The sequence below is a fragment of the Aureibacter tunicatorum genome (assembly GCF_036492635.1).
In the GTDB taxonomy this organism is placed as follows: Bacteria; Bacteroidota; Bacteroidia; order Cytophagales; family Cyclobacteriaceae; genus Aureibacter; species Aureibacter tunicatorum.
In genome coordinates, this window is sequence record NZ_AP025307.1 from 171,214 (window position 1) to 196,139 (window position 24,926).

At 39.4% G+C, this 24,926-nt stretch carries 19 protein-coding genes; 14 read left to right on the forward strand and 5 right to left on the reverse strand.

The window, feature by feature from the left end; translation table 11 throughout:
• Nucleotides 1–729 precede the first annotated feature (729 nt).
• Together AABK36_RS23255 and AABK36_RS23260 are read left to right on the forward strand one after the other, a co-directional pair.
• A complete protein-coding gene (locus AABK36_RS23255) occupies nucleotides 730–1,737 on the forward strand; it encodes an RHS repeat domain-containing protein (protein WP_338390360.1) in 1,008 nt (335 codons plus the stop codon).
• A 39-nt stretch (nucleotides 1,738–1,776) separates the two neighbouring features.
• The gene (locus tag AABK36_RS23260) at nucleotides 1,777–2,361 is read left to right on the forward strand and encodes a hypothetical protein (protein ID WP_309943303.1); all 585 of its coding nucleotides are present in this window, start codon (nucleotides 1,777–1,779) and stop codon (nucleotides 2,359–2,361) included.
• A gap of 97 nt (nucleotides 2,362–2,458) precedes the next feature.
• Here the strand turns inward: AABK36_RS23260 and AABK36_RS23265 are convergent, their stop codons facing one another.
• On the reverse strand, nucleotides 2,459–2,929 hold the full coding sequence (locus AABK36_RS23265) for a helix-turn-helix domain-containing protein (protein WP_309943300.1): 471 nt from the start codon (nucleotides 2,927–2,929) through the stop codon (nucleotides 2,459–2,461).
• Nucleotides 2,930–2,954: 25 nt separating this feature from the next.
• On the opposite strand from AABK36_RS23265, the gene AABK36_RS23270 reads away from it, so the two are divergent.
• The 11 genes from AABK36_RS23270 to AABK36_RS23320 all read left to right on the forward strand — a co-directional run bounded on the left by AABK36_RS23270 (nucleotide 2,955) and on the right by AABK36_RS23320 (nucleotide 13,423).
• On the forward strand, nucleotides 2,955–5,753 hold the full coding sequence (locus AABK36_RS23270; protein ID WP_338390348.1) for a CHC2 zinc finger domain-containing protein: 2,799 nt from the start codon (nucleotides 2,955–2,957) through the stop codon (nucleotides 5,751–5,753).
• A 171-nt stretch (nucleotides 5,754–5,924) separates the two neighbouring features.
• Nucleotides 5,925–6,113, forward strand: a complete 189-nt coding sequence (locus AABK36_RS23275; RefSeq protein WP_309943474.1) for a hypothetical protein — start codon at nucleotides 5,925–5,927, stop codon at nucleotides 6,111–6,113.
• Between the two features lie 38 nt (nucleotides 6,114–6,151).
• Entirely contained in the window at nucleotides 6,152–7,000 is an 849-nt protein-coding gene (locus AABK36_RS23280; RefSeq protein ID WP_309943471.1) for a tyrosine-type recombinase/integrase, read from the forward strand.
• On the forward strand, nucleotides 6,991–7,851 hold the full coding sequence (locus AABK36_RS23285; protein ID WP_309943469.1) for a tyrosine-type recombinase/integrase: 861 nt from the start codon (nucleotides 6,991–6,993) through the stop codon (nucleotides 7,849–7,851). Before AABK36_RS23280 ends, AABK36_RS23285 begins: the two co-directional genes overlap by 10 nt.
• A 1,140-nt stretch (nucleotides 7,852–8,991) precedes the next feature.
• Nucleotides 8,992–9,861, forward strand: coding sequence for a polymorphic toxin type 47 domain-containing protein (locus tag AABK36_RS23290; protein WP_338390349.1), 870 nt, complete (start codon nucleotides 8,992–8,994; stop codon nucleotides 9,859–9,861).
• A 9-nt stretch (nucleotides 9,862–9,870) separates the two neighbouring features.
• A complete protein-coding gene (locus AABK36_RS23295) occupies nucleotides 9,871–10,128 on the forward strand; it encodes a hypothetical protein (protein ID WP_309942554.1) in 258 nt (85 codons plus the stop codon).
• Nucleotides 10,129–10,707: 579 nt separating this feature from the next.
• Nucleotides 10,708–11,124, forward strand: a complete 417-nt coding sequence (locus AABK36_RS23300; RefSeq protein WP_309942553.1) for a DUF3592 domain-containing protein — start codon at nucleotides 10,708–10,710, stop codon at nucleotides 11,122–11,124.
• A 159-nt stretch (nucleotides 11,125–11,283) separates the two neighbouring features.
• On the forward strand, nucleotides 11,284–11,418 hold the full coding sequence (locus AABK36_RS23305) for a hypothetical protein (protein ID WP_309942550.1): 135 nt from the start codon (nucleotides 11,284–11,286) through the stop codon (nucleotides 11,416–11,418).
• 96 nt (nucleotides 11,419–11,514) lie between these two features.
• Entirely contained in the window at nucleotides 11,515–11,667 is a 153-nt protein-coding gene (locus AABK36_RS23310; RefSeq protein WP_309942549.1) for a hypothetical protein, read from the forward strand.
• A gap of 538 nt (nucleotides 11,668–12,205) precedes the next feature.
• Entirely contained in the window at nucleotides 12,206–12,952 is a 747-nt protein-coding gene (locus tag AABK36_RS23315) for an RHS repeat domain-containing protein (protein WP_338390350.1), read from the forward strand.
• Between the two features lie 66 nt (nucleotides 12,953–13,018).
• Nucleotides 13,019–13,423, forward strand: a complete 405-nt coding sequence (locus AABK36_RS23320) for a DUF4279 domain-containing protein (RefSeq protein ID WP_309942548.1) — start codon at nucleotides 13,019–13,021, stop codon at nucleotides 13,421–13,423.
• Between the two features lie 265 nt (nucleotides 13,424–13,688).
• Here AABK36_RS23320 and AABK36_RS23325 read toward each other — a convergent pair whose 3' ends face one another.
• The 4 genes from AABK36_RS23325 to AABK36_RS23340 form a co-directional block, all read right to left on the reverse strand.
• Nucleotides 13,689–14,600 carry an Rpn family recombination-promoting nuclease/putative transposase gene (locus tag AABK36_RS23325; protein WP_309942546.1) on the reverse strand — a complete coding sequence of 304 codons (912 nt, stop codon included), beginning with the start codon at nucleotides 14,598–14,600 and terminating at the stop codon, nucleotides 13,689–13,691.
• Nucleotides 14,601–14,772: 172 nt separating this feature from the next.
• Nucleotides 14,773–15,660: an Rpn family recombination-promoting nuclease/putative transposase gene (locus AABK36_RS23330; protein ID WP_309942544.1), complete on the reverse strand. Its 888-nt coding sequence runs from the start codon at nucleotides 15,658–15,660 to the stop codon at nucleotides 14,773–14,775.
• Between the two features lie 173 nt (nucleotides 15,661–15,833).
• Nucleotides 15,834–16,697 (reverse strand): Rpn family recombination-promoting nuclease/putative transposase, encoded by an 864-nt coding sequence (locus tag AABK36_RS23335; protein ID WP_309942542.1) that lies wholly within the window; start codon nucleotides 16,695–16,697, stop codon nucleotides 15,834–15,836.
• Between the two features lie 227 nt (nucleotides 16,698–16,924).
• Nucleotides 16,925–21,808, reverse strand: coding sequence for an endonuclease (locus AABK36_RS23340; protein WP_309942540.1), 4,884 nt, complete (start codon nucleotides 21,806–21,808; stop codon nucleotides 16,925–16,927).
• Nucleotides 21,809–22,013: 205 nt separating this feature from the next.
• Here AABK36_RS23340 and AABK36_RS23345 point away from each other — a divergent pair, with 205 nt between their 5' ends.
• Entirely contained in the window at nucleotides 22,014–24,872 is a 2,859-nt protein-coding gene (locus AABK36_RS23345) for a coiled-coil domain-containing protein (protein ID WP_309942539.1), read from the forward strand.
• Nucleotides 24,873–24,926 lie beyond the last annotated feature (54 nt).

The window sequence follows — 24,926 nt, forward strand, 5'->3', positions numbered from 1 at the left end:
TAGTTTGGGCGCGCCCTTTGCCCAGCGTCAGTATCATGTCCACCATGCTCATCCTTCACATTCCCTGTCCATGACTGCCGCTGGGGCGCGCAGGTAGCTTCGCCACAACTCGTAGCCGCTTCAACAACAAGACTTTAATCCAGCGGAAATGAAAAACATAACGTACAGAACTTAACAGCTTCAAAATAAAAGTACCCATATAAGACCCTCGTCTTATATTAAAACTTAGCTCCCTGAAACACAGCTCTAGCCAACCAACTGCCAAGCAACACCGAGGAAAGAAAAAAGGAGAAGTAGGAGGGGACGAGGCATAAAAAGTGAAAGGTATCTACGTTCATACTTCGCTCCGAACCTTTCATTTTTACCCCTCGAATATTAAAATACTTCTCCTTTTACTCTTTTCCTCTTCGGTCATGCTTTTTTTATACGCCTTCCTGCTCCTTACAGGCCCTTCCGTTCACGATACTTCACAGCCCTTTGCCAGCCCAGCCCTGAACGATGTTCCTTCGCCCTGGAGTGAGGGCGACCAGACGGCAGTACTCCGTAGATACTCCATAGGTAGTCCATGGATAAGCCCTCTTTTTTCTTTCAATTGAACCTGACTTTGTCAGCTCATGAACACCATTGAAAATCAACAATACAGTGAATAAAAGAAAAACAGACAGTAAAATGCACAAATAAATCCCAAAATCCCCTAAATTAGAAGCAAGGGAACGCCAAAAGGGCTTCCTGAAGAGACCCTCACAAGGAGGCTCTCCGACCTTTGAGGAGAATTATGGGTATGGATTTAACGGCAAGGAGAAAGACCAAGACGGTGAGTGGGGTAGCCAGACGAATTATGACTATGGTTTCAGAATTTACAACCCTACCATCGCCAAGTTTTTGAGTGTTGATCCGTTGACTAAGAGTTATCCTTGGTATACGCCTTATCAGTTTGCGGGGAATAAGCCAATTTGGGCTATTGATCTTGATGGCCTTGAAGAATTAATATATACTAATTCATTTTCAGGTTATAAAGATGATGTAGAATTATCCATTATTGCAAGTGATAAGTTAAAAATGATAATGGATAATATTTCAGATCCTGAAAAGGCTGCAAATATTAAAATATACTTTACAGTTAATTCAGAGTTGACATATACTAAAGAAAATGGATCAACAATTGATGTAGAGTCTATCGCTCGTGCAATCTATAGATTTAAAAGTCATTTTAACTCTAAAGAGGAAGAAACAACCTGGATACAGGAAAATATCAGTAAACCAGAAGTTTTAGAAAAAATCTTAGAGATTGATAGATTTGAGGAGGTCTTTAAGCGTATGGGAGTAACAGCTGAGGAGTTAGTCAATCAATTTAATGAAAATTCAAATTTAAAGATTTATAATGTTAATCTTAATGAGCAAAGGATATCTAATGAGGGTGATTTTTTAAAAACATTTTATCACGAAGTTTATCTACACTTACAAAGAAGATTGGGAGTTCGACATAATCCATCAGGGTATGCAGAGGATGGAGTAGGAGATCATGCATGGGGACATAATTTTTATGCTTATTCTCAACACTACTCAAATGGTGGATATTCTGAAAGTAGTTTACTAGGTGGCTATTCTCCTAAAAAGAAGTTCATAATTTATGATAGTCCAGTTGGGAGTATAAATCATGAAATAGATAAAATCACTGATTTTAAGAAAAAACTATATAAATCTTTTAATTTATTTAACACTACAAGTGATGAATAGATTGTTTAATGTGTAGTATTGTATATTCAAACTTATTTTATGATAAAAAAAATTTTGATTTTTGTTTTAGTATTTATGAATTTAAATATTTATGCTAAAAATAATATTAAAAAAATTTATAAAATTATAATTGAGACAAATGATATTAATTATGATCCTAATATGTTGTTTGGATATACTCTCAATCAATGTTCTCCTTTTAGTATAGAAAAAAATAATCTTTATATTTATCAATCATACTATAATAGATTCTTTAAATATAATTATAACAGGATTGAAGCTTTATGTCTGTTTATATTGAAAAGATATAACTCAAATGGTGATATATTTATTGAATTTGCAGTAGCATACGTTTGGAATAATTCAAATAAAAAAACATCAAAAAATATATTTGAATCTGAATTTGTAAATATATACTCATTTATTAATAATGATTTTAAATTATTTAGTATTACTAATAAGGGAGTGGAATTTAATGATTTTATAGATTTAGATGAGAAAAAAGATGAAGTAACATTTAAAAGAGTATCTGAATTAAATAATAATATTTGGGAAAAATACATTATTCAATCTATTGAAATAGATTCGATTAAAATAATAAAAAATGAAAATCCATGTTATTAGAAACACAACCCATCTGGTGCAAGTTTGTAACTTGCACCTAATGCTAGCAAATACACAAAAATCCATCTTGGTCGATTATCGACTGGGATGGATTTTTTTATTTCCCAAAAGCCTGCCTTGCTTTTACATTTTGTAGTAATCCGTCTAAAGTATAAAGAATACATTCTTTATCTTGCTGAGGAAGGTGACTGAGTTCTTTAAGTCTTTCCAGCATCTTTGGATCTTTAAACAGTTCCGAATCCTCTGTCTCTCCAAGTAAATATCCAGCAGTAGTTCCTAAGGCAAAAGCCAATTTTTTTAAAATATCAATGGTTGGTTTGGCTTCATCACGTTCATATCTTCCAATAATAGAATGATGAACATTTATTTCTCTAGCTAATCCCGACTGAGAGAAGCTTTTCAGTTCTCTGCATTCTCTTAATTTTTTACCGAATGAAACCATTTTTAGATACTTTATGCTACAAAAAGAGCGGTTAATCGCTGATTTTTCAAATATACTACGCTTATAGTGTTTAAAAAAATCATAAAGTGTTTGCTTGAAATTCACTAAAGTGTAAATTTGTAGCATATATGCACAGTTAAAATAAATTTTAATGCAAATCTCCGACATCAAATCCCGTCTTCCGCTGGCACAGGTGCTTGACCACTATGGCCTACATCCCGACAAGTCGCACAGGCTCAGCTGTCCCTTTCATGAAGACCGCACGCCCAGCATGCAGGTCTACTACAAGACCCAGACCGCCTATTGCTTCAGTGCTAACTGTGCCACCCACGGAAAGAGCCTTGATGTCATCGACTTCATCATGCACAAGGAAAATATCAGCAAGCACGAAGCCATCCTCAAAGCCAAATCCATGATCCAAGGAGAAATCACCAAACCAGCCCACACCAGAGAAAGCATCCTAGCACGCACTTTTCTCTACTTCCGCAACGGCCTGCAAAGCAGCAAGACCGCCAAAGAATACCTGTCCCACAGAGGCCTAGACAAAGACATGCTCGAAATCGGCTACAACTCCGGGCAGTTCCACCACGGCAAGCGCAAAGATGAATCCTTGATCCAAAAATACCTGGAGCTCGGCCTTCTCATCGACAAAAACCTCACCTCCTCCAAAGGCGGCAAAGCCTACAGCATCTTCGCCAAAAACAGCCTCTGCTTCCCCCTCAAAGACCACCAAGGCAACATCATCTCCCTCTACTTCAGATACGCAGATCCTGTCGTAAGCGCACAAGATCTTGTGCGCCCTGTATCGGCTACATCCCAAAGTGTCAAGAGCCCTGCGATGCCCTCATCATCCCCCAAGCATTTTTATCTAAAAAACCGCCAAGGCCTCTATCCCTGCTACCCATCCGCAGACACCAAAAAGATCATCCTCTGCGAATCCATCATCGACACCGCCAGCCTGCTCCAGCTCCCCGAGATCACAGCAAAATACAGCCTGCTGGCACTCTACGGCACCAACGGCATGACGGAAGAACACAAAACAGCACTCAAAAACTTGTCGTCCCTCGAAGAAATCATCCTCTTCCTCGACGGCGACCAAGCCGGCAAAAAAGCCACTGAAAAATACAGCCAAGAACTCACAAACCTGCTACCCAACACAAAAATATCATCCGTGGACACCCCTGACGACGAAGACATCAACAGCCTCCTCATCAGCCACGACGACACTGCGATCTTCACCCATCTGCTCGATGCCCGCATCCCACGGGCCAGGCTTGCCTTGCCCGATGTAAGCGCACAAGATATTGTGCACCCTGCATCCGATCATCCATCTATATCTGATGGCAGATCCGATATCGATATGCCAGATATATCCGCCATGCCCGATGATATCTCCATCGTAAGCGCACAAGATCTTGTGCGCCCCGCATCAGATAGCTCAGAAGTATCCATCCCATCTCTCCAAGTAGACAACCCACACAGCTTGCTCTTCACCACCCCCACCGCCATCTACTCCATCAAAGGAGGCCTCCGCACAGACCTCGATAGCCTCAAGGTCACCTTGGTCATCGAAAACCCCGGAACCACCAAAAAAAGCCGCAGCAAGCTCGACCTATACGAAGACAAGCAAACCGAAAAAGTCAGCCGTGAAGCAGGCGAGAAGCTCCATTTGCGTCCCGACCTCATCGAAAGCGACTTGAGCCAATTAGTAGATCTGCTTGATGAATACCGAGAAAGCCAAAACCCTGAAGACCAGCAGGAAAACAAACCCGTAGACATCCCAAGCAACACCAGATCCGCCTGCATGGACTTCCTCAGCAAGCCCAACCTGATGCAAAGAATCAATGAACTTATCGGCAAAAGCGGAGTCGTGGGAGAAGAAAACAACCGTCTCTTTCTCTTCGGCATCGCTTCCAGCTACAAGATGCCTGAGACTTTGCATGCCCTCATCCAAGGAAGCTCCGGAAGTGGCAAGACACACCTGTTGGCTACAATAATGGACTTCATGCCCGAAGAAGACATGATCAGCCTGACCAGAGTTACTGAAAGCAGTCTGTACAATTATGGCCAGAACGAACTCAAAAACAAGCTCATCGGCATCGAGGATTACGACGGCTTGGAAGAAAAAGCAGAGCTTGCATTCAGAGAACTACAATCCAAAGGCATGATATCCAGCAGTACCAGTGGCAAAAATGAACGCACAGGAGAAATCACAGGCTTTGTCAAGACCGTTTACGGCCCGATAGCATCACTCTCAGCCACCACCAGAGGCGAAATCTACGAAGACAACATGAGCCGTTGCTTCATCGTCGCCGTCGATGAAAGCCATGAACAAACATTACGAATCATCCAATATCAAAACAACAAATCAGCAGGCATCATTAACCGTCAAAAAGAGCAGGAAATCAGAGTCTTCCTTCGCCACTGCATGCGACTTTTGAAGCCTTATGACGTAGTAAACCGCTTCGCCAACCAGATAGAACTGCCAAGAGAAGCCCACAAGATCAGAAGACTCAACGATCTGTTCCAAAGCTATGTACGTCAGATCACACTGCTCAATCAATACCAGCGCCAGAAAGACGACCAAGGCAGATTACTGACAGCCAAAGAAGACCTTCAGACCGCTATCGAAATCATGTTCGACAGCATCATATTAAAAGTCGATGAGCTTGACGGAAGCCTCCGTGACTTCTACGAGAAACTCAAGGAATACGTCCTGAATAAAGGCAAAGACTACGAGTTCGAACAGCGTGAAATACGTCAAAAGTTTAGAATCAGCAAAAGCCAGATGCAGCGCCATTTTATCAACCTGATGGAACTCGAATACATCACCAAAAGCAACATAGGCATAAGAAACACCTATCGATATAAAATATCCTACTGGGATAATATGGAACTTGTCAAAGATAAAATCAAAGGTAACTTATATAAACAACTGAATAAACTCTAGATACCCAAACCCTTGGGTCACTGAATGGGTCAGTCAACCTACAGAATAACAACAACTTACAAGTAGCGACCCCCGACCCAAAGAAAATGCAAGACCCCCTAAAAGCGATTAACCATCATAACAGATAATAGAAGACAAGTAAAGCTGAACCGAAGAGACGGCACTTGAGAAGTGAGCGTTAAGAAATCTCAGCTTGTTATCGTTAAGAAATTTTCACTGTCTGAGCGAAGCGAGTTTGAAAATTTTAGAGAACAAGAAGAGATTTTAGTGAAGTTCTCACTGCCTAGATTCTTTGCTTACTTTCTCATCAATGGAGAAAGTAAGAAGAAAGAAAGTAAACAACCTCAAAGTCATCAATAGAGCAGAGAAGCAAGAAAAGAACTACTAAAACATCCATTATGAACCTCCAATCCCTATACTTCCAAACCCACCTCACCAACCTCGGCTACAGCAAAAGCACCCTCCGCATGCTCCCAGCCTGCATCAACGCCTTCCTCAGCTTCACCCAAAAGAAAATCCATGACATCAATCCCGAAGACATCCAAAGCTTCCATAACCACCTACAAGAACGCCCCAACAAGAAACGTTTCGGAGGCCTCAGCGACAGCTACATCCAGCACCACATATACGCCATGCGCTTATTTTTTCAATGGAAAATAGACTCAGGAGAACTCAACAGCAACCCCATCAGCGGACTGCACTTCCCAAGTCCCCAGCAGAGCAAAAAAGAAATCCTCACACAGCAGGAAGTCAAACAACTCTACAACTACTGCCACAGCCTACAGGAAAGAGCTTTGCTCAGCGTTTTCTACGGATGCGGACTCAGAAGATCCGAAGGCGAAGCCCTCGACCTCAGAGACCTGCACTTCGTCAAGCAAATGCTCTACGTCAGATCCGGCAAAAACGGACGCTGGAGAGCCGTTCCCATGAGCGACAAAGTCACCGAAGACCTTGAGCGTTACAGCCTTTACAGCCGTATCCCCAAAGGCACCAATGCCTTCTTCTGCAACAGCAGAGGACAGCGCATGTCAGGCGTCTCCATGAACAGAATGCTTCACAAAATCCTCGACAGGGCAGGCATCCGGAAGAAGATCAGCCTCCATCATCTCAGGCACAGCATCGCCAGCCATCTGCTTGAAAACGGCCTCTCCGCTGAATACGTCCGCAACTTCCTCGGACACAAACATCTGGATACCACACAGATATACACTCAGATCTCCCAACAACAACTCGACACATGGAACTAGAAAACTACCTCCGACAGCATCACACCCAAGGCACTGCCAAGCGCTACCTTCGTGAAATCAATCTCTTTTTTCTTTCATTTGAAAATAAAAGCACCACTCCCGAAGACGCGGACTATCAACAAGTCATGCAGTACATCGGAAGCCTCCGCAATGAAGACAAAGACCCCAAAGTGGCACTTTTTGCCCTGAAAAAATATTACGACTGGCTCATCCATCAGGGCGTCAGAAAAGACCATCCGGCAAAGTCCGTCAAGCTCAGGGACAACAAGAGCCGAGATATCCAGATGCAGGAACTCTTTAACACCGAAGAACTCGCCCTTCTCCTTGACAGAGAAGAGCGCTACGTCCTTCTCCGCAACCGCAACAAGATCATCATCAGCTTCCTCATCTGGCAGGCACTCACCAACGGCGATATCCGAAGTCTCCAGCTTCAGGATATCAACCTCGAAAAAGGCACCATCGACATCCGTTCCACTCCCAAATCCAACGCCAGAACCCTCAGGCTCAGACCCGAACAAGTCTTCTGGCTCATGAACTACATCCAGCAGGACCGCCCGCAACTGACCAAAGACGACAGCCAAGCCCTCATCATCAGCAAGCTCGGCAAAGAAGAAAACGGCGAAGGCATCGGCTACCTCATCGAAACCATGCGGCCACTCTTCCCTGACCGTACCCTCAATCCCAAGACCATCCGCCAGAGCGTCATCGCCAACCTTCTCAAAGACGGCAAAGACATCCGCCATGTCCAGACCTTCGCAGGCCACAAGTACCCCAGCACCACCGAAAGGTACAAACACAGCCAAACCGACAAGCTCAAAGAAGAGATCCTCAAGAAACATCCATTGGGCTAGCAATTAGCCAACAAGGAAACGGCACTGCCTCGTAGAATCCTCACTGCTCACTTGAAACAGGGTTATAAGGCGTTCGTCTTCATCAGTCGGCAAAGCTTCCCGCCAGACCTCACAGCCCTTTTTTCCTATTATTTATTTTTTCAATTGAAGAAAAAAACAACTGTTCGCCTCCTTCGTCGGTGCTTCGCAGTCTGTCACGAAGCTTGCACTCCTTCCTCATCCTCACCTCAGGCTACTTTGTCCTGCTTGGCCACTACCTTCCGTTTTGGTCGTCCCTCCCTTCACTTCTGGCAGTCACCAGCAGTCCATCGCCTTCGATAGTTTGGGCGCGCCCTTTGCCCAGCGTCAGTATCATGTCCACCATGCTCATCCTTCACATTCCCTGTCCATGACTGCCGCTGGGGCGCGCAGGTAGCTTCGCCACAACTCGTAGCCGCTTCAACAACAAGACTTTAATCCAGCGGAAATGAAAAACATAACGTACAGAACTTAACAGCTTCAAAATAAAAGTACCCATATAAGACCCTCGTCTTATATTAAAACTTAGCTCCCTGAAACACAGCTCTAGCCAACCAACTGCCAAGCAACACCGAGGAAAGAAAAAAGGAGAAGTAGGAGGGGACGAGGCATAAAAAGTGAAAGGTATCTACGTTCATACTTCGCTCCGAACCTTTCATTTTTACCCCTCGAATATTAAAATACTTCTCCTTTTACTCTTTTCCTCTTCGGTCATGCTTTTTTTATACGCCTTCCTGCTCCTTACAGGCCCTTCCGTTCACGATACTTCACAGCCCTTTGCCAGCCCAGCCCTGAACGATGTTCCTTCGCCCTGGAGTGAGGGCGACCAGACGGCAGTACTCCGTAGATACTCCATAGGTAGTCCATGGATAAGCCCTCTTTTTTCTTTCAATTGAACCTGACTTTGTCAGCTCATGAACACCATTGAAAATCAACAATACAGTGAATAAAAGAAAAACAGACAGTAAAATGCACAAATAAATCCCAAAATCCCCTAAATTAGAAGCAAGGGAACGCCAAAAGGGCTTCCTGAAGAGACCCTCACAAGGAGGCTCTCCGACCTTTGAGGAGAATTATGGGTATGGATTCCAAGGGCAGAAGCAGGATGACGAAACCGGCCTTGTGAATTACAAATACCGTATGCATGATCCGAGAATCGGTAGGTTCTTTGCGGTGGATCCATTGACTAAAGATTATCCATGGAACAGTCCTTATGCTTTTAGTGAGAATAGGGTTATTGATGGAGTTGAGCTTGAAGGGTTAGAGTATATAGATTCTGATGCTTCAATTGATTATACTGCTGGTCGTATAATTAAAACTACAATGTATGATATATACATATCTTTGTACAATGTTTCAAATATTATTAATGGTCAATCAGGCAGGGTAAGATATAAGTCAGATGAAAATGGAAACGAAATATTTGAATTAGATTTTTATAATAGGCAGGATGCAAAATCTCTTGTAGAAGGTGGGCGTAACTTTCTCAATGATGGTTTAGATATTATTAATGTCATTGCTTTAGGAAAGATTGATCCGAGTGATGTTTTCTTAGCAAAAAATAAATCTTCTAACCAAATAACTAAACCATTAAGGCATATAGCTGAGGGAAGTGATCCTTTTGCTCAAGGTTATAAGTTTAAAAAAAATCTTGATTTCGATTTCAGAAATACAGGAAAAACATTTAAGGATGCTATTGATCTTGGATTTAAAAAACTAGAAAGTAAATTTGGAATAAAAAGAGAACAGTTTACTGCAACTAAATGGGCTTCAAATGGAGTTTCTGAACAAGTTGTAGAATGGAGATATAAATCAAAAGATGGATTACTTTTAGAAGTTAACATGGACATTGCTCATCTTACGGAAGGGACTTTGTCAGCCCCTCATGTTGGGTATTTATGGAAAAAGGGCAAGTCGAAGGAGGTTGGGCACATAATAGTAGATGAAGTACCTGCGTCAAGAGATGGTTCATTACCATTTGGGGTTAAATAATATTAAGTTATGATAAAAATAATTAATTTTTCTAAATTAGAATATAATAAAATTTATCTATTGTGGGAGGAAGGTTCCATATCTTTAGGGATAATTCATTTAGATAAGAAAAAAAAATATGATATTTTTGAATCAATAAATTTTAATGATATTTATATTGATTATTTATATGATTTAGTTGTCCAAAACTATCCTGAAATTGAAGATATTGAAGGTCAAAGGTATTTTGTTATATCTCAAGATATTATAAATAAAATTGTAATATAGCACGATATGGTCCCCATCTGGCGCAAGGTACTGTCTTAAAAATCAACCCATCTGGCGCAAGTTTGTAACTTGTGCCTAATGCTGGCAGATACACAAAATCCATCGTGAATAATCAGGATGGATTTTTTATATGTTTTCTGTCGTAAGTTTTCAACTTTTTTCACATGTTGGATTTAGTTAATCATGTATCCATTTTAGGTTTGCGGTTTTGAAGCGTAGTCCAAGTTGCAAACTTGAACTAGGCAGGAATGCTTTTGGAATTGAGAGCACTGCTAATCCAATAAAAAATAATTTGGAAGAAGATGAAGAAGAATAAAGATAGAATATTAGTGATCAAGTTAGGATTATTTTTCTTGCTATGTTTAGCATTCATTCCACTATCTAAATATCTAACACAATATGTTGATAATAAATAGAATAAACTCGGATCTAAATCATTCGAATATATTAAAACCGCAAATGATCAAATTGGGTTATCAAATGCACTAAAAAGAAAAATAGATTTTTTCAATAAAATGTCAAATGATGGTGTTACAGATGGGGCAGCAATAGGTATAACTACTGAATTAAAAGACTGATATGGAAAAAATAAAAAAAATATTACATAGTAAAATTGGACCAATCATAGGCGGTGTTTTTGTTTTCTTAATCGTAATATTATTTGGCTTTTTGCAAACATATTTCTTTCAAAAAAATATAAAATTTACTGTAGGTGAAGTTACTCGAATATGGGAGGGTAATAAGGGTAGAGATTATTTTAGTTATAAATACATTTACAAAGGAAGATATTATAATCAGAGAATGACAGCAAAATGCAGTGAAGGAATCATCTTAGGCCAAAGATATGTAGTAGCTTTTGATTCAGAAAACCCCAAAAAAAGTGTGCTCATATGCGATGAAAATACAACAAGTACACTTGGGCAGACGATGACTTCTACATTTAAACCTACATTTTGGAGTGCATCTTGGAGTCGTAATTGCTGCAATCAAAGGTAACCCGCCCGTCTGGCGCAAGGTACTGTCTTAAAAAGCAAGCACATCACTAGTTCAAGATTGCATCTTGGACTAAATTCCAGTGAATACACAAAATCCATCTTGAGCGATCAGGATGGATTTTTTATATGTTTTCTGTCGTAAGTTTTCAACTTGTTTCACATGTTGGATTTAGCTATTCATGTATCCATGTTTAGGTTTGCGGTTTTGAAGTGTAGTCCAAGTTTCAAACTTGAACTAGGCAGGAATGCTTTTGGAATTGAGAGCACTGCTAACCCATCTGGCGCAAGTTTGTAACTTGTGCCTAATGCTGGCAGATACACAAAATCCATCGTGAATAATCAGGATGGATTTTTTATATGTTTTCTATCGTAAGTTTTCAACTTTTTTCACATGTTGGATTTAGCTATTCATGTATCCATGTTTAGGTTTGCGGTTTTGAAGCGTAGTCCAAGTTGCAAACTTGAACTAGGCAGGAATGCTTTTGGAATTGAGAGCACTGCTAATCCAATAAAAAATAATTTGGAAGAAGATGAAGAAGAATAAAGATAGAATATTAGTGATCAAGTTAGGATTATTTTTCTTGCTATGTTTAGCATTCATTCCACTATCTAAATATCTAACACAATATGTTGATAATAAATATTTAGACTTAATATTAAATATATTGACTGTAATTGATGCCTTTTTTATAATTGTAATCATCTATGGTGTTATTTGTGTTTTTTTAGGGAAAGTGAGCGATTAACCCCCGCCTGGTGCAAGGTACTGTCTTAAAAAGCAAGTATAATAATATAATTTTATATAGCTTTATAAAACGGAAAAGAGGGCTTCCCCATCTGGCGCAAATTTGTAAATTGTGCCTAATGCTGGCATATACACAAAATCCATTGTGAATAATCAGGATGGATTTTTTATGTGTTTTCTATCGTAAGTTTTCAACTTGTTTCACATGTTGGATTTAGTTAATCATGTATCCATTTTAGGTTTGCGGTTTTGAAGTGTAGTCCAAGTTTCAAACTTGAACTAGGCAGGTTGCAAACTTGAACTAGGCAGGTAGGGTTATTATCCTTTCGGCTTGGTTATGAACCAGTATGATGGCACTTCTCCAAAAAATGATTATTTTTATAACGGAAAGGAGTTTCAAAAGGAAACCAACTGGCTAGACTATGGAGCGAGAATGTATGACCCTGCTATAGGCAGATGGCATGTGGTCGATCCCAAAGCAAGCCAAATGGCTAGTTGGTCACCTTACAACTATGCTTTTGATAATCCTATAATGTTTGTTGATCCTGATGGTCAACTTCCTATTGTATTTCCTTTAGGGTATGGTGCTTACCTTGCTGGAGGTGCAATTGTTGCAGGAGCTACTGGAATATATTATAATAATAGAGAGACAATAAATAGAGAGGTTGGTAATGCTGTAGACGCAACTGTTGCTGGTGTTAATTGGCTTGTAAAAAAAGGGATTGAGGTTTTTGATGCAGTTACATCTGATAATACAGTAGAAACAGTTAATGGAATCGATTTTTCTGTAAGTACAGAAGGCTTTGACACTGTAGAATCTGGTACAACATTTGAAACCGTTGATGGAGCAAATTTAAGTCAAACAACAGAGCAAGTTGATGCTTTGGATTTGTCAAACCCTATAGTTTCTTCGGAAGAGTTACCAAAAGATACCTATACAAAATTAAAGAAGAATCACATAAAAACATTGCAAGAAAGGTTTAGTGAAGGTAATCCTAAATTTATTGAAGAAATAAAAGTTCCTGGTGGGAAAGGAGTAGGGAAACTGGATCTTTTTTTAATGATGCTACTGGAGATATTGTAGTTCTACCAAAAAGTGATATAGGAGAAGGAGAGCCCACAGGATATAATAAAGATGATTTGAATTGATATGAAGGAAAATGAAGTTAAAGTTGCGATTAGGTTAAGCGGTTTTGATATAAAGCCTGACTTAATTAGCAAAAAAACAGGTTTAATTCCATCTGAATTTAAAATTAAAGGAGATATAATTAAAAGACCTAGAAAAGATATAGTCGTAAATTATAATTATTGGAATCTAGAATCTAATATAAAAAAAGGGACTACATTAGAAGAATGTGTTGAGGATTTATTAAATAAATTAAACTCCCACGAAGAGTTTTTTAATAATCTAATTAATAAATGTGAAGGAGAACTAGGTATAGTAATTAATACTTACGGAGATGCTAATCCAGGAATTCATTTAAATAAAAAAATATTGAAAGAGCTTGTTCATTTTGGACTTGAGCTAGATATCGATATTTATAATATTGAATAAATATTTCCCAAAAATGGTCGTAGTTTAGATTAAAAAAGAACACTGGAGCAAGTTTTCAACTTGTTCCCAATGTCGATAGATAATATTCAAAAGCCTTGGCATAAGCCGAGGCTTATATTTTGATCTTTGATGAAAGCAGTTGAGTATGCTAGCAAAGCACAAGTTGCAAGCCCACGCAGGGTAGCGAAGAAGGTTAGCTCGTTCGCATTTGCAATGCGAATGCTTAAAATCTAGCAGCTGTGATATGAAGAAGCGAATTAATTGATTATTTCAGCTGTTCGATATCCTCAGCACTAAGGCCTGTCGCTTGAATGATTTGATCGACAGAAAGACCTAAAGCAATCAGGGATTTAGCTATCTGAATTTTTTCTTCTTTTTTGCCTTTTTCTAGTCCTTCTTGCAGTCCTTTCTCTTTGCCTATTTCAATTCCTATTTCTATGCCTTCCTCTTTGGCTTCTCCCTTAGCAGTTTCCATGGTATTGTAGTAATCTCTCATTTGCTTGAGGGATTCGCGATATTCATGCAGTTGTTGAGGATTGTACTTGGCGATTTCAGCCGTATCGAAAAATTTCTGAAAGACACGTTCTTGCAGTTCCACAGGCCGATCGGTGAGTTTGTTCAAATTGCTTAGCAAATACAGCCATTTGTCAAAGCGAGTTTGGAGCTGATGCAGTTCTTTTTTGAATTTGGGAATTTCAAGATAGATAAAAGTCAGCTTGTCGTAATAAACTTCTTTCATTTCCAATTCCATTAATTGCACATGATGCAGAAGTTTATCCGGCTTGTCTTTGTGCTCATCGAATACGAAATTCATGATGCCGATTGTATAAACCCCTTTCAGGTCGAATTTCCAATCCATACCGGATTTGGCCTGTTCTTGTATTGGAAAAGAGGCATAATACAAGCTTCTTTCTTTGAAGTTTGTTTGCTTGGCTCTTTGCAGCTCGATGATGAACTTTTCGCCGTCTTGGTTCTCGCAGTATAAATCAAAAATAGCCTGTCGGTCTTCCGCGGATCTGGAGTAATGCTCGTTTTGATGAAAAGACAAGTCTTTGATTTGGTCTTTTTCGGGAAGCAGTTGATTCAAAAAATCGATCAAAAGGTCCTTATTTTGCTCTCCTCCGAACAATTTCTTGAACCCAAAATCTGTGAACGGATTGATGAATTTTTCGATCATGGCTATAGCTAATTGATTGTATCAAAAATACTTCTTCGACAGATGATATGCAAATGAATATGCAACTCAAGGACCTTGGTGTAGCAATACGTTGCCAGCTTATTCGAATTTGTTACAATAATACGAATGCTTAAAATCTTGCACCTGTGATACGAAGAAGCGAATTAATTGATTATTTCAGCTGTTCGATATCCTCAGCACTAAGGCCTGTAAGCTTTTGAATTATTTCAATTGACAATCCTTGAGCAAGTGCTGTTTTAGCTATTAGGATTTTTTCTTCTTTCTTCCCTTTTTCCAATCCTTCTTGCAGCCCTTCTTCTTTTCCTTCTTCTCTAGCTTCAAGCTTTGCAGTCTCCATGGTATTGTAATAATCTCTCATTTGCTTGAGCGATTCACGGTATTCATGAAGTTGTTGAGGATTGTATTTGGCGATTTCAGCCGTATCGAAAAATTTCTGAAAGACACGTTCTTGCAGTTCCACGGGCCGATCGGTGAGTTTATTCAAATTGCTTAGCAAATACAGCCATTTGTCAAAGCGAGTTTGGAGCTGATGCAGTTCTTTTTTGAATTTAGGAATTTCAAGGTAGATAAAAGTCAGCTTGTCGTAATAAACTTCTTTCATCTCCAATTCCATCAATTGCACATGATGCAGAAGTTTGTCAGGCTTGTCTTTGTGCTCATCGAATACGAAATTCATGATGCCGATTGTATAAACCCCTTTCAGGTCGAATTTCCAATCCATGCCAGATTTGGCCTGTTCTTGTATTGGAAAAGAGGCATAATACAAGCTTCTTTCTTTGAAGTTTGTTTGCTTGGCTCTTTGCAGCTCGATGATGAACTTTTCGCCGTCTTGGTTCTCGCAATATAAATCAAAAATAGCCTGTCGGTCTTCCGCGGATCTGGAGTAATGCTCGTTTTGATGAAAAGACAAGTCTTTGATTTGGTCTTTTTCGGGAAGCAGTTGATTCAAAAAATCAATCAAAAGGTCCTTGTTTTGCTCTTCTCCGAACAATTTCTTGAACCCAAAATCTGTGAAGGGATTGATGAATTTTTCGATCATGGCTATAGCTAATTGATTGTGTCAAAAATACTTCTTCGATAGGTGATATGCAAATGAATATGCAACTCAAGGACCTTGGTGTTGTAGCAATATGTTGCCAGCTTATTCGAATTTGTTACAATACGAATGCTTAAAAATCTTGCACCTGTGATACGAAGAAGCGAATTAATTGATTATTTCAGCTGTTCGATATCCTCAGCACTAAGGCCTGTAAGCTTTTGAATTATGTCAATCGACAAACCTTGAGCAAGTGCTGTTTTAGCTATTTGAATTTTTTCTTCTTTTTTCCCTTCCTCTTTTCCTTTTTCTCCAGCTTCAAGCTTTGCAGTCTCCATGGTATTGTAGTAATCTCTCATCTGCTTGAGCGATTCGCGATATTCATGCAGTTGTTGAGGGTTGTACTTGGTGATTTCAGCCGTATCGAAAAATTTCTGAAAGACACGTTCTTGCAGTTCCACAGGTCGATCGGTGAGTTTATTCAAATTGCTAAGCAAGTACAGCCATTTGTCAAAGCGAGTTTGGAGCTGATGCAGTTCTTTTTTGAATTTGGGAATTTCAAGATAGATAAAGGTCAACTTGTCGTAATAGACTTCTTTCATCTCCAATTCCATCAATTGCACATGATGCAGAAGTTTGTCAGGCTTGTCTTTGTGCTCATCGAATACGAAATTCATGATACCGATTGTATAAACCCCTTTCAGGTCGAATTTCCAATCCATGCCGGATTTGGCCTGTTCTTGTATTGGAAAAGAGGCATAATACAAGCTTCTTTCTTTGAAGTTTGTTTGCTTGGCTCTTTGCAGCTCGATGATGAACTTTTCGCCGTCTTGGTTCTCGCAGTATAAATCAAAAATAGCCTGTCGGTCTTCCGCGGATCTGGAGTAATGCTCGTTTTGATGAAAAGACAAGTCTTTGATTTGGTCTTTTTCGGGAAGCAGTTGATTCAAAAAATCGATCAAAAGGTCTTTGTTTTGCTCTTCTCCGAACAATTTCTTGAACCCAAAATCTGTGAACGGATTGATGAATTTTTCGATCATGGCTATAGCTAATTGATTGTATCAAAAATACCTTTTCATTAGTGAATATGCAAATAATGATTTTTCCCTTATTCCAGAAGCATTTTATAAACTATAGACAAGTCATCTAAATGCTTAAAAAGGAGGCTTTTGTCAGTTATTTAACACAAAAAAATAACAGCAGAGCGAATCATGCTGTTATTTTAATTCTTTTGTAGGAATCTTGTGCTAGTTTATAGCATCACTATTTATCGTATTTGAATCTTTCTAGTCACTTTATTGCCTTTGTAAATGATTTCAACAAAGTAATTTCCGCATCTTAGTTTTCTAACGCCAATTTTTTCGCGATTATAAGCTTTGCCTTGTTTTACGACATTGCCTCTGGTATTATAGATTTTGTACTTGAAAGTGTTTTCCCCAAAAACTGGACATGAAACCTTGAAAAAGTTGTATGCCGGTATAGGGAATATTTTCAAAGTCTTGGCAATAACTTTAACACTAGTGAGTCTTGATACATTCACTGTCCATTCTTGAGTTTCGCCTGCTTCAGATACTACATTGATCACGACGGCTTTTTTCGTATTGGACAAGATGCTATAAGAAGCTCCTTCCGATATTTCAATAGCAACTTTTGTCGTATCGATCTTTCTTGTTTCTTTTATCTCCAAGGAGACAGTCTTTGCTTCGGTGTTGATTATGCCTTCTCTTTTGCCATATGAGAAAAATGTTATATCATTCGCATTATTGAGAAGAGTAAGAGTTCCTGGCTGGAAAGTGATTTCATAATTGTCAGATGAAAGTCCGGATGCAATTATTTTATTATCAATAATATTGAATTCCAATACTCCGTCTAGATCCGATATTTGATCATTGTATACAAATCCATTGCTTTCAATCGTAAAATTGCTCAAATCTTCTCCAACAACCCTTGTCGCGTCAGTTACTTTAATTACAAGCTCTTTTTTATTGATTGTCAAAGTTCTTCTCGTCGGGTAGGCGCTGTCGTTAATAGAGCTGGCAATTATATCAACAGTGCCTGCGCTTAAGATTTCGACGATATTGCCTTCAATATTTACGATCGTGGAGTCAGAACTTTCATAGAAAATGCTATCTCCGTTTGAATGCACAGCATTCAATATAATTGAAGAATCTCCATAAATAGCATTTGGCAAGGCCTCGAAAATTATTGAATCAACCGGAGCTTCAACGCCTGGAAACAATAGCCTAACTATTTGAGGGTCATGATCGGATATATTTTCAGATTGAGTGAAATAAGAATTTTCAAGCAACTCATATTCGTCATAAAGTTCATTTGAAATAGATATATGATCTAATCTTTTTCCGCCAGCTCGCAAGAAATCTTCATTGTTATTGTCATACCAACCCCAGCTGTCTATTTCGTTTTCATAACCAGTGGAATTATAGTCGCCAAGAATAACTACATTCTTGTCATCCAAGTTTGAATCAATATAGGATTTAAGATATTTCGCATCGGCCAATCTTCTGTTAAGCCCATCTGAACAACACTTGAAATGCAAATTGATTAATGATATCGTTTGAATGTTTCCATTGATATTTACATCTGCTGTAATTTGAAATGGAAGCCTTCCGCTTGCCATAAAGTCCGAAGGGTCTCCTGTGTATCCAACAAGGTTATGCTCTGTTTTAGATGTAAATTCGTCGGCGAAAATCGCTTTTGAAGCCACATTGCTGACAACATCTGTTCTGTAGATGAAAGCGGTCTTTTGCGGAGGGAAATTCGGATCCGGAGCTGTCCAGTCATATGAGTGTCTAGGATTGAAACTTGAAGCCCAAGTATACTCGGAATTTTTATTTAATGAATCCACAAGCACATCAAGATAATTTTTATCAGCAGTAATCACAACTTCTTGCAATGCGTAAATATCAGCATCGACTTCTAAGATGGCTTCGGCAACTTCTTTCATTTGTTGATCAACTGTTGATGCGCTTTTGCTTTTTTCCGGAGCTCCCAACCATTCAACATTCCAAGTTACAAGATCCAAAGTTTTGGCAGTGGAAAGTATTGAAGATAATTTTACCTCAGCTAGTGAATTGCCATTTTCTGTATGATTGATTAAGCTGAATGTCCCATAGCTTAATGTTTCGCCAGAAGCAAGTCTTACAAAAATCTCTGTAGGGTTGATCGTTTTGTTTACTGGAGTGATTGTCAAGCTATCTTGCCAAGTTAAGCTATCCAATGATAATTGGAAAGATCCATTAGCTATGATATTCAGCGAGTTGTGAATATTAGCAACTTCTAAGATATATGAATTTATATCCGTTTCATTTTCAAAGAATAATTCCGTTGCGCTTAATGTTGTCGTTGGCTTGTCATCCGATGCAATGCCGCTGATTTCAAAATCATCGATTCTAAAAGTTCTGGTTAAATTTTCAGTGCCGCCAGTATATCTGAAAGCTACATTGATGCTTCCGTCATAGTTGCTTAAGTCTATTTCTCCAGAGTTGATCCACTCATGCTGAGTTTGAGTAAGCTCATTTGCAAATTGAACATCTATTTTTTGCCAGTTGGCTGAATCCGGATTTCCATTGTAGTCAGTAGAAATAAGCATTTCTAATATGTCGTCTCCGTCGTATGCCCAAGCGGAAGCGAATTTAGTTTTGATTTCCGAGAAATAGCTTAGGTTGATCGATGGAGATATCGCCCAATCGGTTTCATTGATGTCGCCTTTGTAAGCGCTCATTTGAATATACTTAGTGTCTTGGTAAGTTTTGTCCAACCAAGTATTTTTACCTGCTGAGCTATAGAATTCCCAATAATGGCTGTTATTAAAATCTTCACTATATATTACCGATCTATTAGAATTATCTCCTCCGTCACTGCCATCCATTTCTTTTTTCTCGCCTTGAATAAGCACATCATCTACTCTGAAAGTTCTAGAGCCATTGCCTGTGCCTCCAGAATATTTGAATGCGAAATTCACATCGCCGGTATAATAACTTAGATCTATTTCATTTGACGCGTGCCAGCCATGTTGAGCCGAAAGATTATCATTGGCAATTACGGCTTCAAGTTTTGTCCAATTTGATGAAGAAGGGTTTAAACTGTCAAAGTTATTTGTAATGAATACTTCCAAAGAATCATCTCCATTATAAGCCCAAGCGCTATTAAAAGTTAATTTCGCGTCTGTGCTGTCCAAGTTGATGGATGGAGTAATAGCCCAGTCGATTTCTATTGAATCGCCTTGGTAAGCGCTCATTTGGATATAGTGGTTCCCTTGATAATCTCTTTTTTGCCAAGTGTTTTTCCCTAACTCATTATAGAAAATCCAATCTAGCTCATTGTCAAAACTCTCTTGGTAAAGGATTACAACTTCGCTGCTGTCATTTCCTGTGTCTATGGTTGAGTCGGCAGGCACATCATAGGTTACTCCGCCATCCCAATTTTGAGTTGATTTATTTCCAAAAATATGCTCGACAAGCTCCGGGTGATCGATGAATGGGTTTCTGTTGTTTTGGTATTTGTAAACGACATTGTTTCTTCTGATTTCGTAAGGATCCACTGGGTCCTCATTATGCCAAGCTAATAAATCGTCAAGTTTTCCATGGCGAGCCGAACCGTTGCTATGACCGATCACTTGATTATCCACTACCATGTCATAACGCAATGCCATATAGAAAATAGCTCTTGCCACGTCGCCTTTGGACGATTTTGGAGGTGTGTATCCTGAGTTGGATTCTGCGAAGTCCAAGCTTCCTCTGTTGCTGTTTTCTTGCGCGTCGGAAGCTCTAAGGTGATGGGCGTCAGTCCCTCTTCCCACAGATGTGTCAAATCCTCCATGCGATTTAGCCCAAACATGCTCTCTGTTCCAACCTGTGCTTCCGCTTACATGAGCTGATTTTGAGATGCCTTCTTCCACATAAATTTGCCATACTTGGCTGGAGTTTTTTGGATGCTCGTCGCCCTCTTCGCAGATGCTCCACACAGTGCTGTAATTTTGAAGAGAATGATCTTTGGAAGCGATGTTTTTAACTGCGTTTTTCAACGTTGAGCCATTTGTTCCGACTGCTGATTGATAGAAGCTTTCCAAGTCGATGTACTTGTTGCTGTTGATGTCAAAACCTACAGACACCATGTGCTTTGTAGCATCCACCACATACTCTTTTGGCGTCTTTGCGACAATAATTCTTCCAGTGTTGGTGTTCAAAGTAGGCATGATATAGTCATAGCCTGTATTTTGAGTCGTGTCCGCTGTGAAGAAGTTGACACTCGCAATGGTTGATTGTTGATTTGGTTGATTCTCATCATCCTTAGCGATAAAATAAGCCGTATAGTTAGCGTTTGCTTGTAGACTATCGATGCTCAATGTAATAGCATTGCTTATTAGAATAGTTTCACCATTTGCAGTCAAGTCTGAAATTTCAGGGGCAACCTCATTTTGAGCTTGAATTAAATAGAAGATAGTTCCAGCTTCATTGATACTCAAAGATATTTGAGCGGAGTTTTGATTTGTTGTTGCTAAACTAGGCGTGTTGTTGGTCCAAATTGGTGGCGAATTATCCGTGCTGTCATTGCTGCTAGTGCTTGAGAAATATCCAAGATACGCAGGATCATCGCTAGCAGCGTTTTGAACATCTGTTCTTGAGTATTCGACCCATTCTGAGCTGTCGAATATCGGATTTTGGCTATTTACAGATGTAGCTCTGCCATAAGATTTGTCTTTGGCGTTGATGCCATTCAAAGCCATGTCGAGGATATTATTATTCAAATCCAATAAAGCGATGCCATCATTGCCATTGAAGTTGATGACATTGCTTGCATCGAAAAAGTCTGCTCCAATGTACGGCACTTCAGAGCCGTTGTTGTTTTTGCCTAACAATATGGAAGAGTTAGCTCCCAAAATACCCGCTAATGCCTTCTTATTGGATGGACTGCCGGTAATGTTGATAGAACCTGATGAACCTCCAATTGCCCATAGAGCAATTTGATATTGGCTTAAGTCAATTGAATCGTTTCCAACGTTGGTTAGTTCGATCCATTTATTTGTACTGCTACCCTCGTAATATTGAGTGATGAGTATTTGAGCCTGAAGAGAACTTTGCATGAGGCAAAGCAAGGCTGTGATAAAAAAAAGTTTGTTTAATAGTTTCATGATTGAAGTGTTATTTCAATATAAAAATATGTCAAACCTTTTTGGATAAAAATGCCAACCAGATAATTTAATCTTGAAATAATTTTAATATAAGTAAATGAATATTCTCTTCATTCTGTCTTATTATTTGAGTAATATGATGACGATTATCACGAACTTTTTGCGATGAAGAGAGTCTATATAATTGATTGTCAGTATTTCGTAAATGCCAGTAAAACGAAAGTTAAGAAGAAGGAAGAAGAGGAAGTCCAAACAAAGCGTGTCATTTCCCATGAGCGAAGGAGCTTCACTAATGCCGCCTGTAGAAGATGTGGATGGCGGTGTGCCATCGGATCAGGATGAGGCTTTGGGCTATGAGGATTTTTTGATGGAGCCATATGACTTGACAGGAGATAATATGATTGACTCTCCTTTGCTTCAACAGTTGACATTCATGACATCTGAGGAATTTAGAAGCTTGACAGTGCCTGTGGGAGTCAAGGCATACGCGAGAAAGCTTACCAAAAAAAGAGCATTAAGAGAAAGCATTGAAGAGAATGGCATTGGCAGATTTGACCAATATACTGTTTGGCCTATTTTGAAAGAGGTTGATGATCTTTTAGATGAATATAAGAGTCTTAAATGCGACGGAGCGAATTTTGAGGGTTTGGTGCTTACGCATCAGAGTTATTTGTCTATGCACAGAAAGTACTGCGAAGCGTATTTTAAATATTCAGGGCTCATGTCTGAATTCCATGAATTTAAGGCAGAGCATAAAAAAAGGATAATGATCATAAGCAAAGCTTCAGAAGATTATGAGGTTTTGCGTCCAATGATGGAAAAAGTTGAAAGGGATTTTCCTCAAAAAGCTTTTGAAGATTATTGTGTTCAGGAGGAAGTTTATGAGGCGGAAGTTTACGCATTTCAGTATGAATTGATAAAATACAAGAGGGAACTTGAAAGGTTGCTTCATCAGTTGATGGCTAAGTTGCGGCATATTGAGATGATTTCTTTAGCTTGGCTAAATTCTCACCCTTTTGAGGAAACCGGAGATGTATTGTTGCTCACTAAGGCATTAAGTCTTATGCTTACCAGAGCAGATGCGGAGTATCAACAGATTGTGAGAGTCTTGTTGAACAATAAACTGGATATATGGGTAGCTAAAGATGGACTAAAACGAAGGCTGATAGATTTTGACGAGGATCAAGTTCCGACGCGTTTTGCGCAAGCGACAGAAGTTTGCGACAGAAGAATGGACGGGCATGGAGAAAATGAAACTGTTCCATCCATACATGAAGGAGTCAACTTTGAGAAATTGGTGAAGAATACCACAGGAACCAGCAGGGTGCAAGTGGAAGATGTACATTATCTATGGGACAAACTTGTCGCCCAAAAAAACTTTGCTATACATAAATCTGACAATCCCATATATCAAGGACAAATAGACTTTCGAACTAAAGTATCGTCAATGTACTCAAAGGTAATGTGGACCGCTGAAGGTAGAGCTTTATTAAGGAAGCTAGTGGGTACCAAGGAATTTGAGTCATTCTATGATGATTCTGGATCAAGTTCAGATGAGTCGGATTTTGAGGATTCCACTTCCACAAGATTAAGCAATGAAGGACGTGAATCTGTAGCTGAAGTTGATGATCGCTCGATAACAGAATCTTTAAATATTCCAGAACCTTGGAAAACTATAGGTCAGTCGGAAGTTGCCTATCTTCAAGATAGAGAGTTGCGTCCTGCATGGGAGGGTTCCATGTATAAAGCTATGGTGGATAAAGTTTCCTTAAGCGAAGATGGGGTGGAAGCTCCTCATCAGAAGAATAAATATGAACCCGGCAAGCTTAATCTGGACGTGGGACCGTCAAACTTAACTCATGAATTGCATTTCCCATACAGTTCTTTTGAAGGGAGGAGCTCAGGCAAGCATAGTAGGACAGTCGCGTTAAAATTTGATGGAGATGAAACTTATGGTTCGAATTTATGTCCTGTAGTCGTTGGCCCTAAAAGACCATATCAAGTATATCCGCCATTTATACATTTCGCCTTTGTTTTGGATAAAGCAGTAGCGGCTCTTAAAGGGAATTTTTCATTAATGGATCAGGAATTCAAAAGCTTGTTGTTCGAAAATAGACTAAGAGCTCAAATCGGCTTGCACAGCCGTCATTTTGCGACTGGAATGGATGATCCAGTGAAATCTTCAAATTTGGATATGAATGTGTTTTACTGGGAAGTTCCTAAGCACGATCAATATTCAATATATACTGCGGTTGCGGGACCTGAGGCAAGGAAAATGGCTGAAGATGACTATGAAACATTGTTTTTGGATTCAAGAGTGCAAGGTGGAGTAACCTCTGAAGCATTTGGGGCGAGTGTCATAACTGGGAAAAAGCAAAGTGATAGATTTGATAGAAGATATCAACAGTATCAGAAAAGGTTAGAAAGGGTTAGAAACCGAGAGGGCTTTGTATCCATCAGGCCTCAAGAGCTGGAACCGGGGCAGACGGAAGGTGATATTAGCTTTACAACATCTTTCGGATTAACAAGCGAATTGGAGCAAAGTCGTTTGAGAAGATTAGAGACCAGAGCTGAAAAACTCAAGTCTAAAGCTAAAGGTGGTGATAAAGAATCTAAAAGGCGATCATCATTCTCTGGTTTTGCTGATGTCTATGAAGAAGGGAGTGGAGCTCGAAGAAGAAATTCTGGATCAGAAGCGGAAATGACTTCATACCTTTCGGGCTTGGGTGGTCAAATGGACAGAAGAGGAGCAACAATAGAAAAAATGAAATTGAGAAAGGATGAGGCTGCGGAGAATATACGTAAGCTGGACGAGGAGATAAAAGCCGCAAAAGCAAGAAATGAACAAATTGAGAGGGAATATAAAGAAGCTGAAAGCCAATTTGCAGAACATGAGGGAGCAATCAGGGATTTAAGCAGAAGACTTTTTGAAGACCAGTTGGCTAAAAACAAGAAGCAGATTGATTATTATAAAAAGCAGAAAGAACGTGGAGAAAGATTTGTGCAACAAGAGCTTGGCAGACATCGTATCGAAGAAATGTTGGATGACACTGAATTGCTTTAGCCAAGCGTAGACAATGATAAGAAAAAGCCTCGGCAAGGTATTGCGGAGGCTTTG

Bases quoted from the DNA above. Each gene is read 5' to 3' on its own strand.
- AABK36_RS23310 (WP_309942549.1), top strand. From the start codon at position 11,515: ATGTTGGATTTAGCTATTCATGTATCCATGTTTAGGTTTGCGGTTTTG.
- AABK36_RS23270 (WP_338390348.1), top strand. From the start codon at position 2,955: ATGCAAATCTCCGACATCAAATCCCGTCTTCCGCTGGCACAGGTGCTT.
- AABK36_RS23330 (WP_309942544.1), bottom strand. From the start codon at position 15,660: ATGATCGAAAAATTCATCAATCCCTTCACAGATTTTGGGTTCAAGAAA.
- AABK36_RS23285 (WP_309943469.1), top strand. From the start codon at position 6,991: ATGGAACTAGAAAACTACCTCCGACAGCATCACACCCAAGGCACTGCC.
- AABK36_RS23280 (WP_309943471.1), top strand. From the start codon at position 6,152: ATGAACCTCCAATCCCTATACTTCCAAACCCACCTCACCAACCTCGGC.
- AABK36_RS23335 (WP_309942542.1), bottom strand. From the start codon at position 16,697: ATGATCGAAAAATTCATCAATCCGTTCACAGATTTTGGGTTCAAGAAA.
- AABK36_RS23295 (WP_309942554.1), top strand. From the start codon at position 9,871: ATGATAAAAATAATTAATTTTTCTAAATTAGAATATAATAAAATTTAT.
- AABK36_RS23300 (WP_309942553.1), top strand. From the start codon at position 10,708: ATGGAAAAAATAAAAAAAATATTACATAGTAAAATTGGACCAATCATA.
- AABK36_RS23320 (WP_309942548.1), top strand. From the start codon at position 13,019: ATGAAGGAAAATGAAGTTAAAGTTGCGATTAGGTTAAGCGGTTTTGAT.
- AABK36_RS23315 (WP_338390350.1), top strand. From the start codon at position 12,206: ATGAACCAGTATGATGGCACTTCTCCAAAAAATGATTATTTTTATAAC.
- AABK36_RS23265 (WP_309943300.1), bottom strand. From the start codon at position 2,929: ATGCTACAAATTTACACTTTAGTGAATTTCAAGCAAACACTTTATGAT.
- AABK36_RS23345 (WP_309942539.1), top strand. From the start codon at position 22,014: ATGCCAGTAAAACGAAAGTTAAGAAGAAGGAAGAAGAGGAAGTCCAAA.
- AABK36_RS23340 (WP_309942540.1), bottom strand. From the start codon at position 21,808: ATGAAACTATTAAACAAACTTTTTTTTATCACAGCCTTGCTTTGCCTC.
- AABK36_RS23260 (WP_309943303.1), top strand. From the start codon at position 1,777: ATGATAAAAAAAATTTTGATTTTTGTTTTAGTATTTATGAATTTAAAT.
- AABK36_RS23305 (WP_309942550.1), top strand. From the start codon at position 11,284: ATGTTGGATTTAGCTATTCATGTATCCATGTTTAGGTTTGCGGTTTTG.
- AABK36_RS23325 (WP_309942546.1), bottom strand. From the start codon at position 14,600: ATGATCGAAAAATTCATCAATCCGTTCACAGATTTTGGGTTCAAGAAA.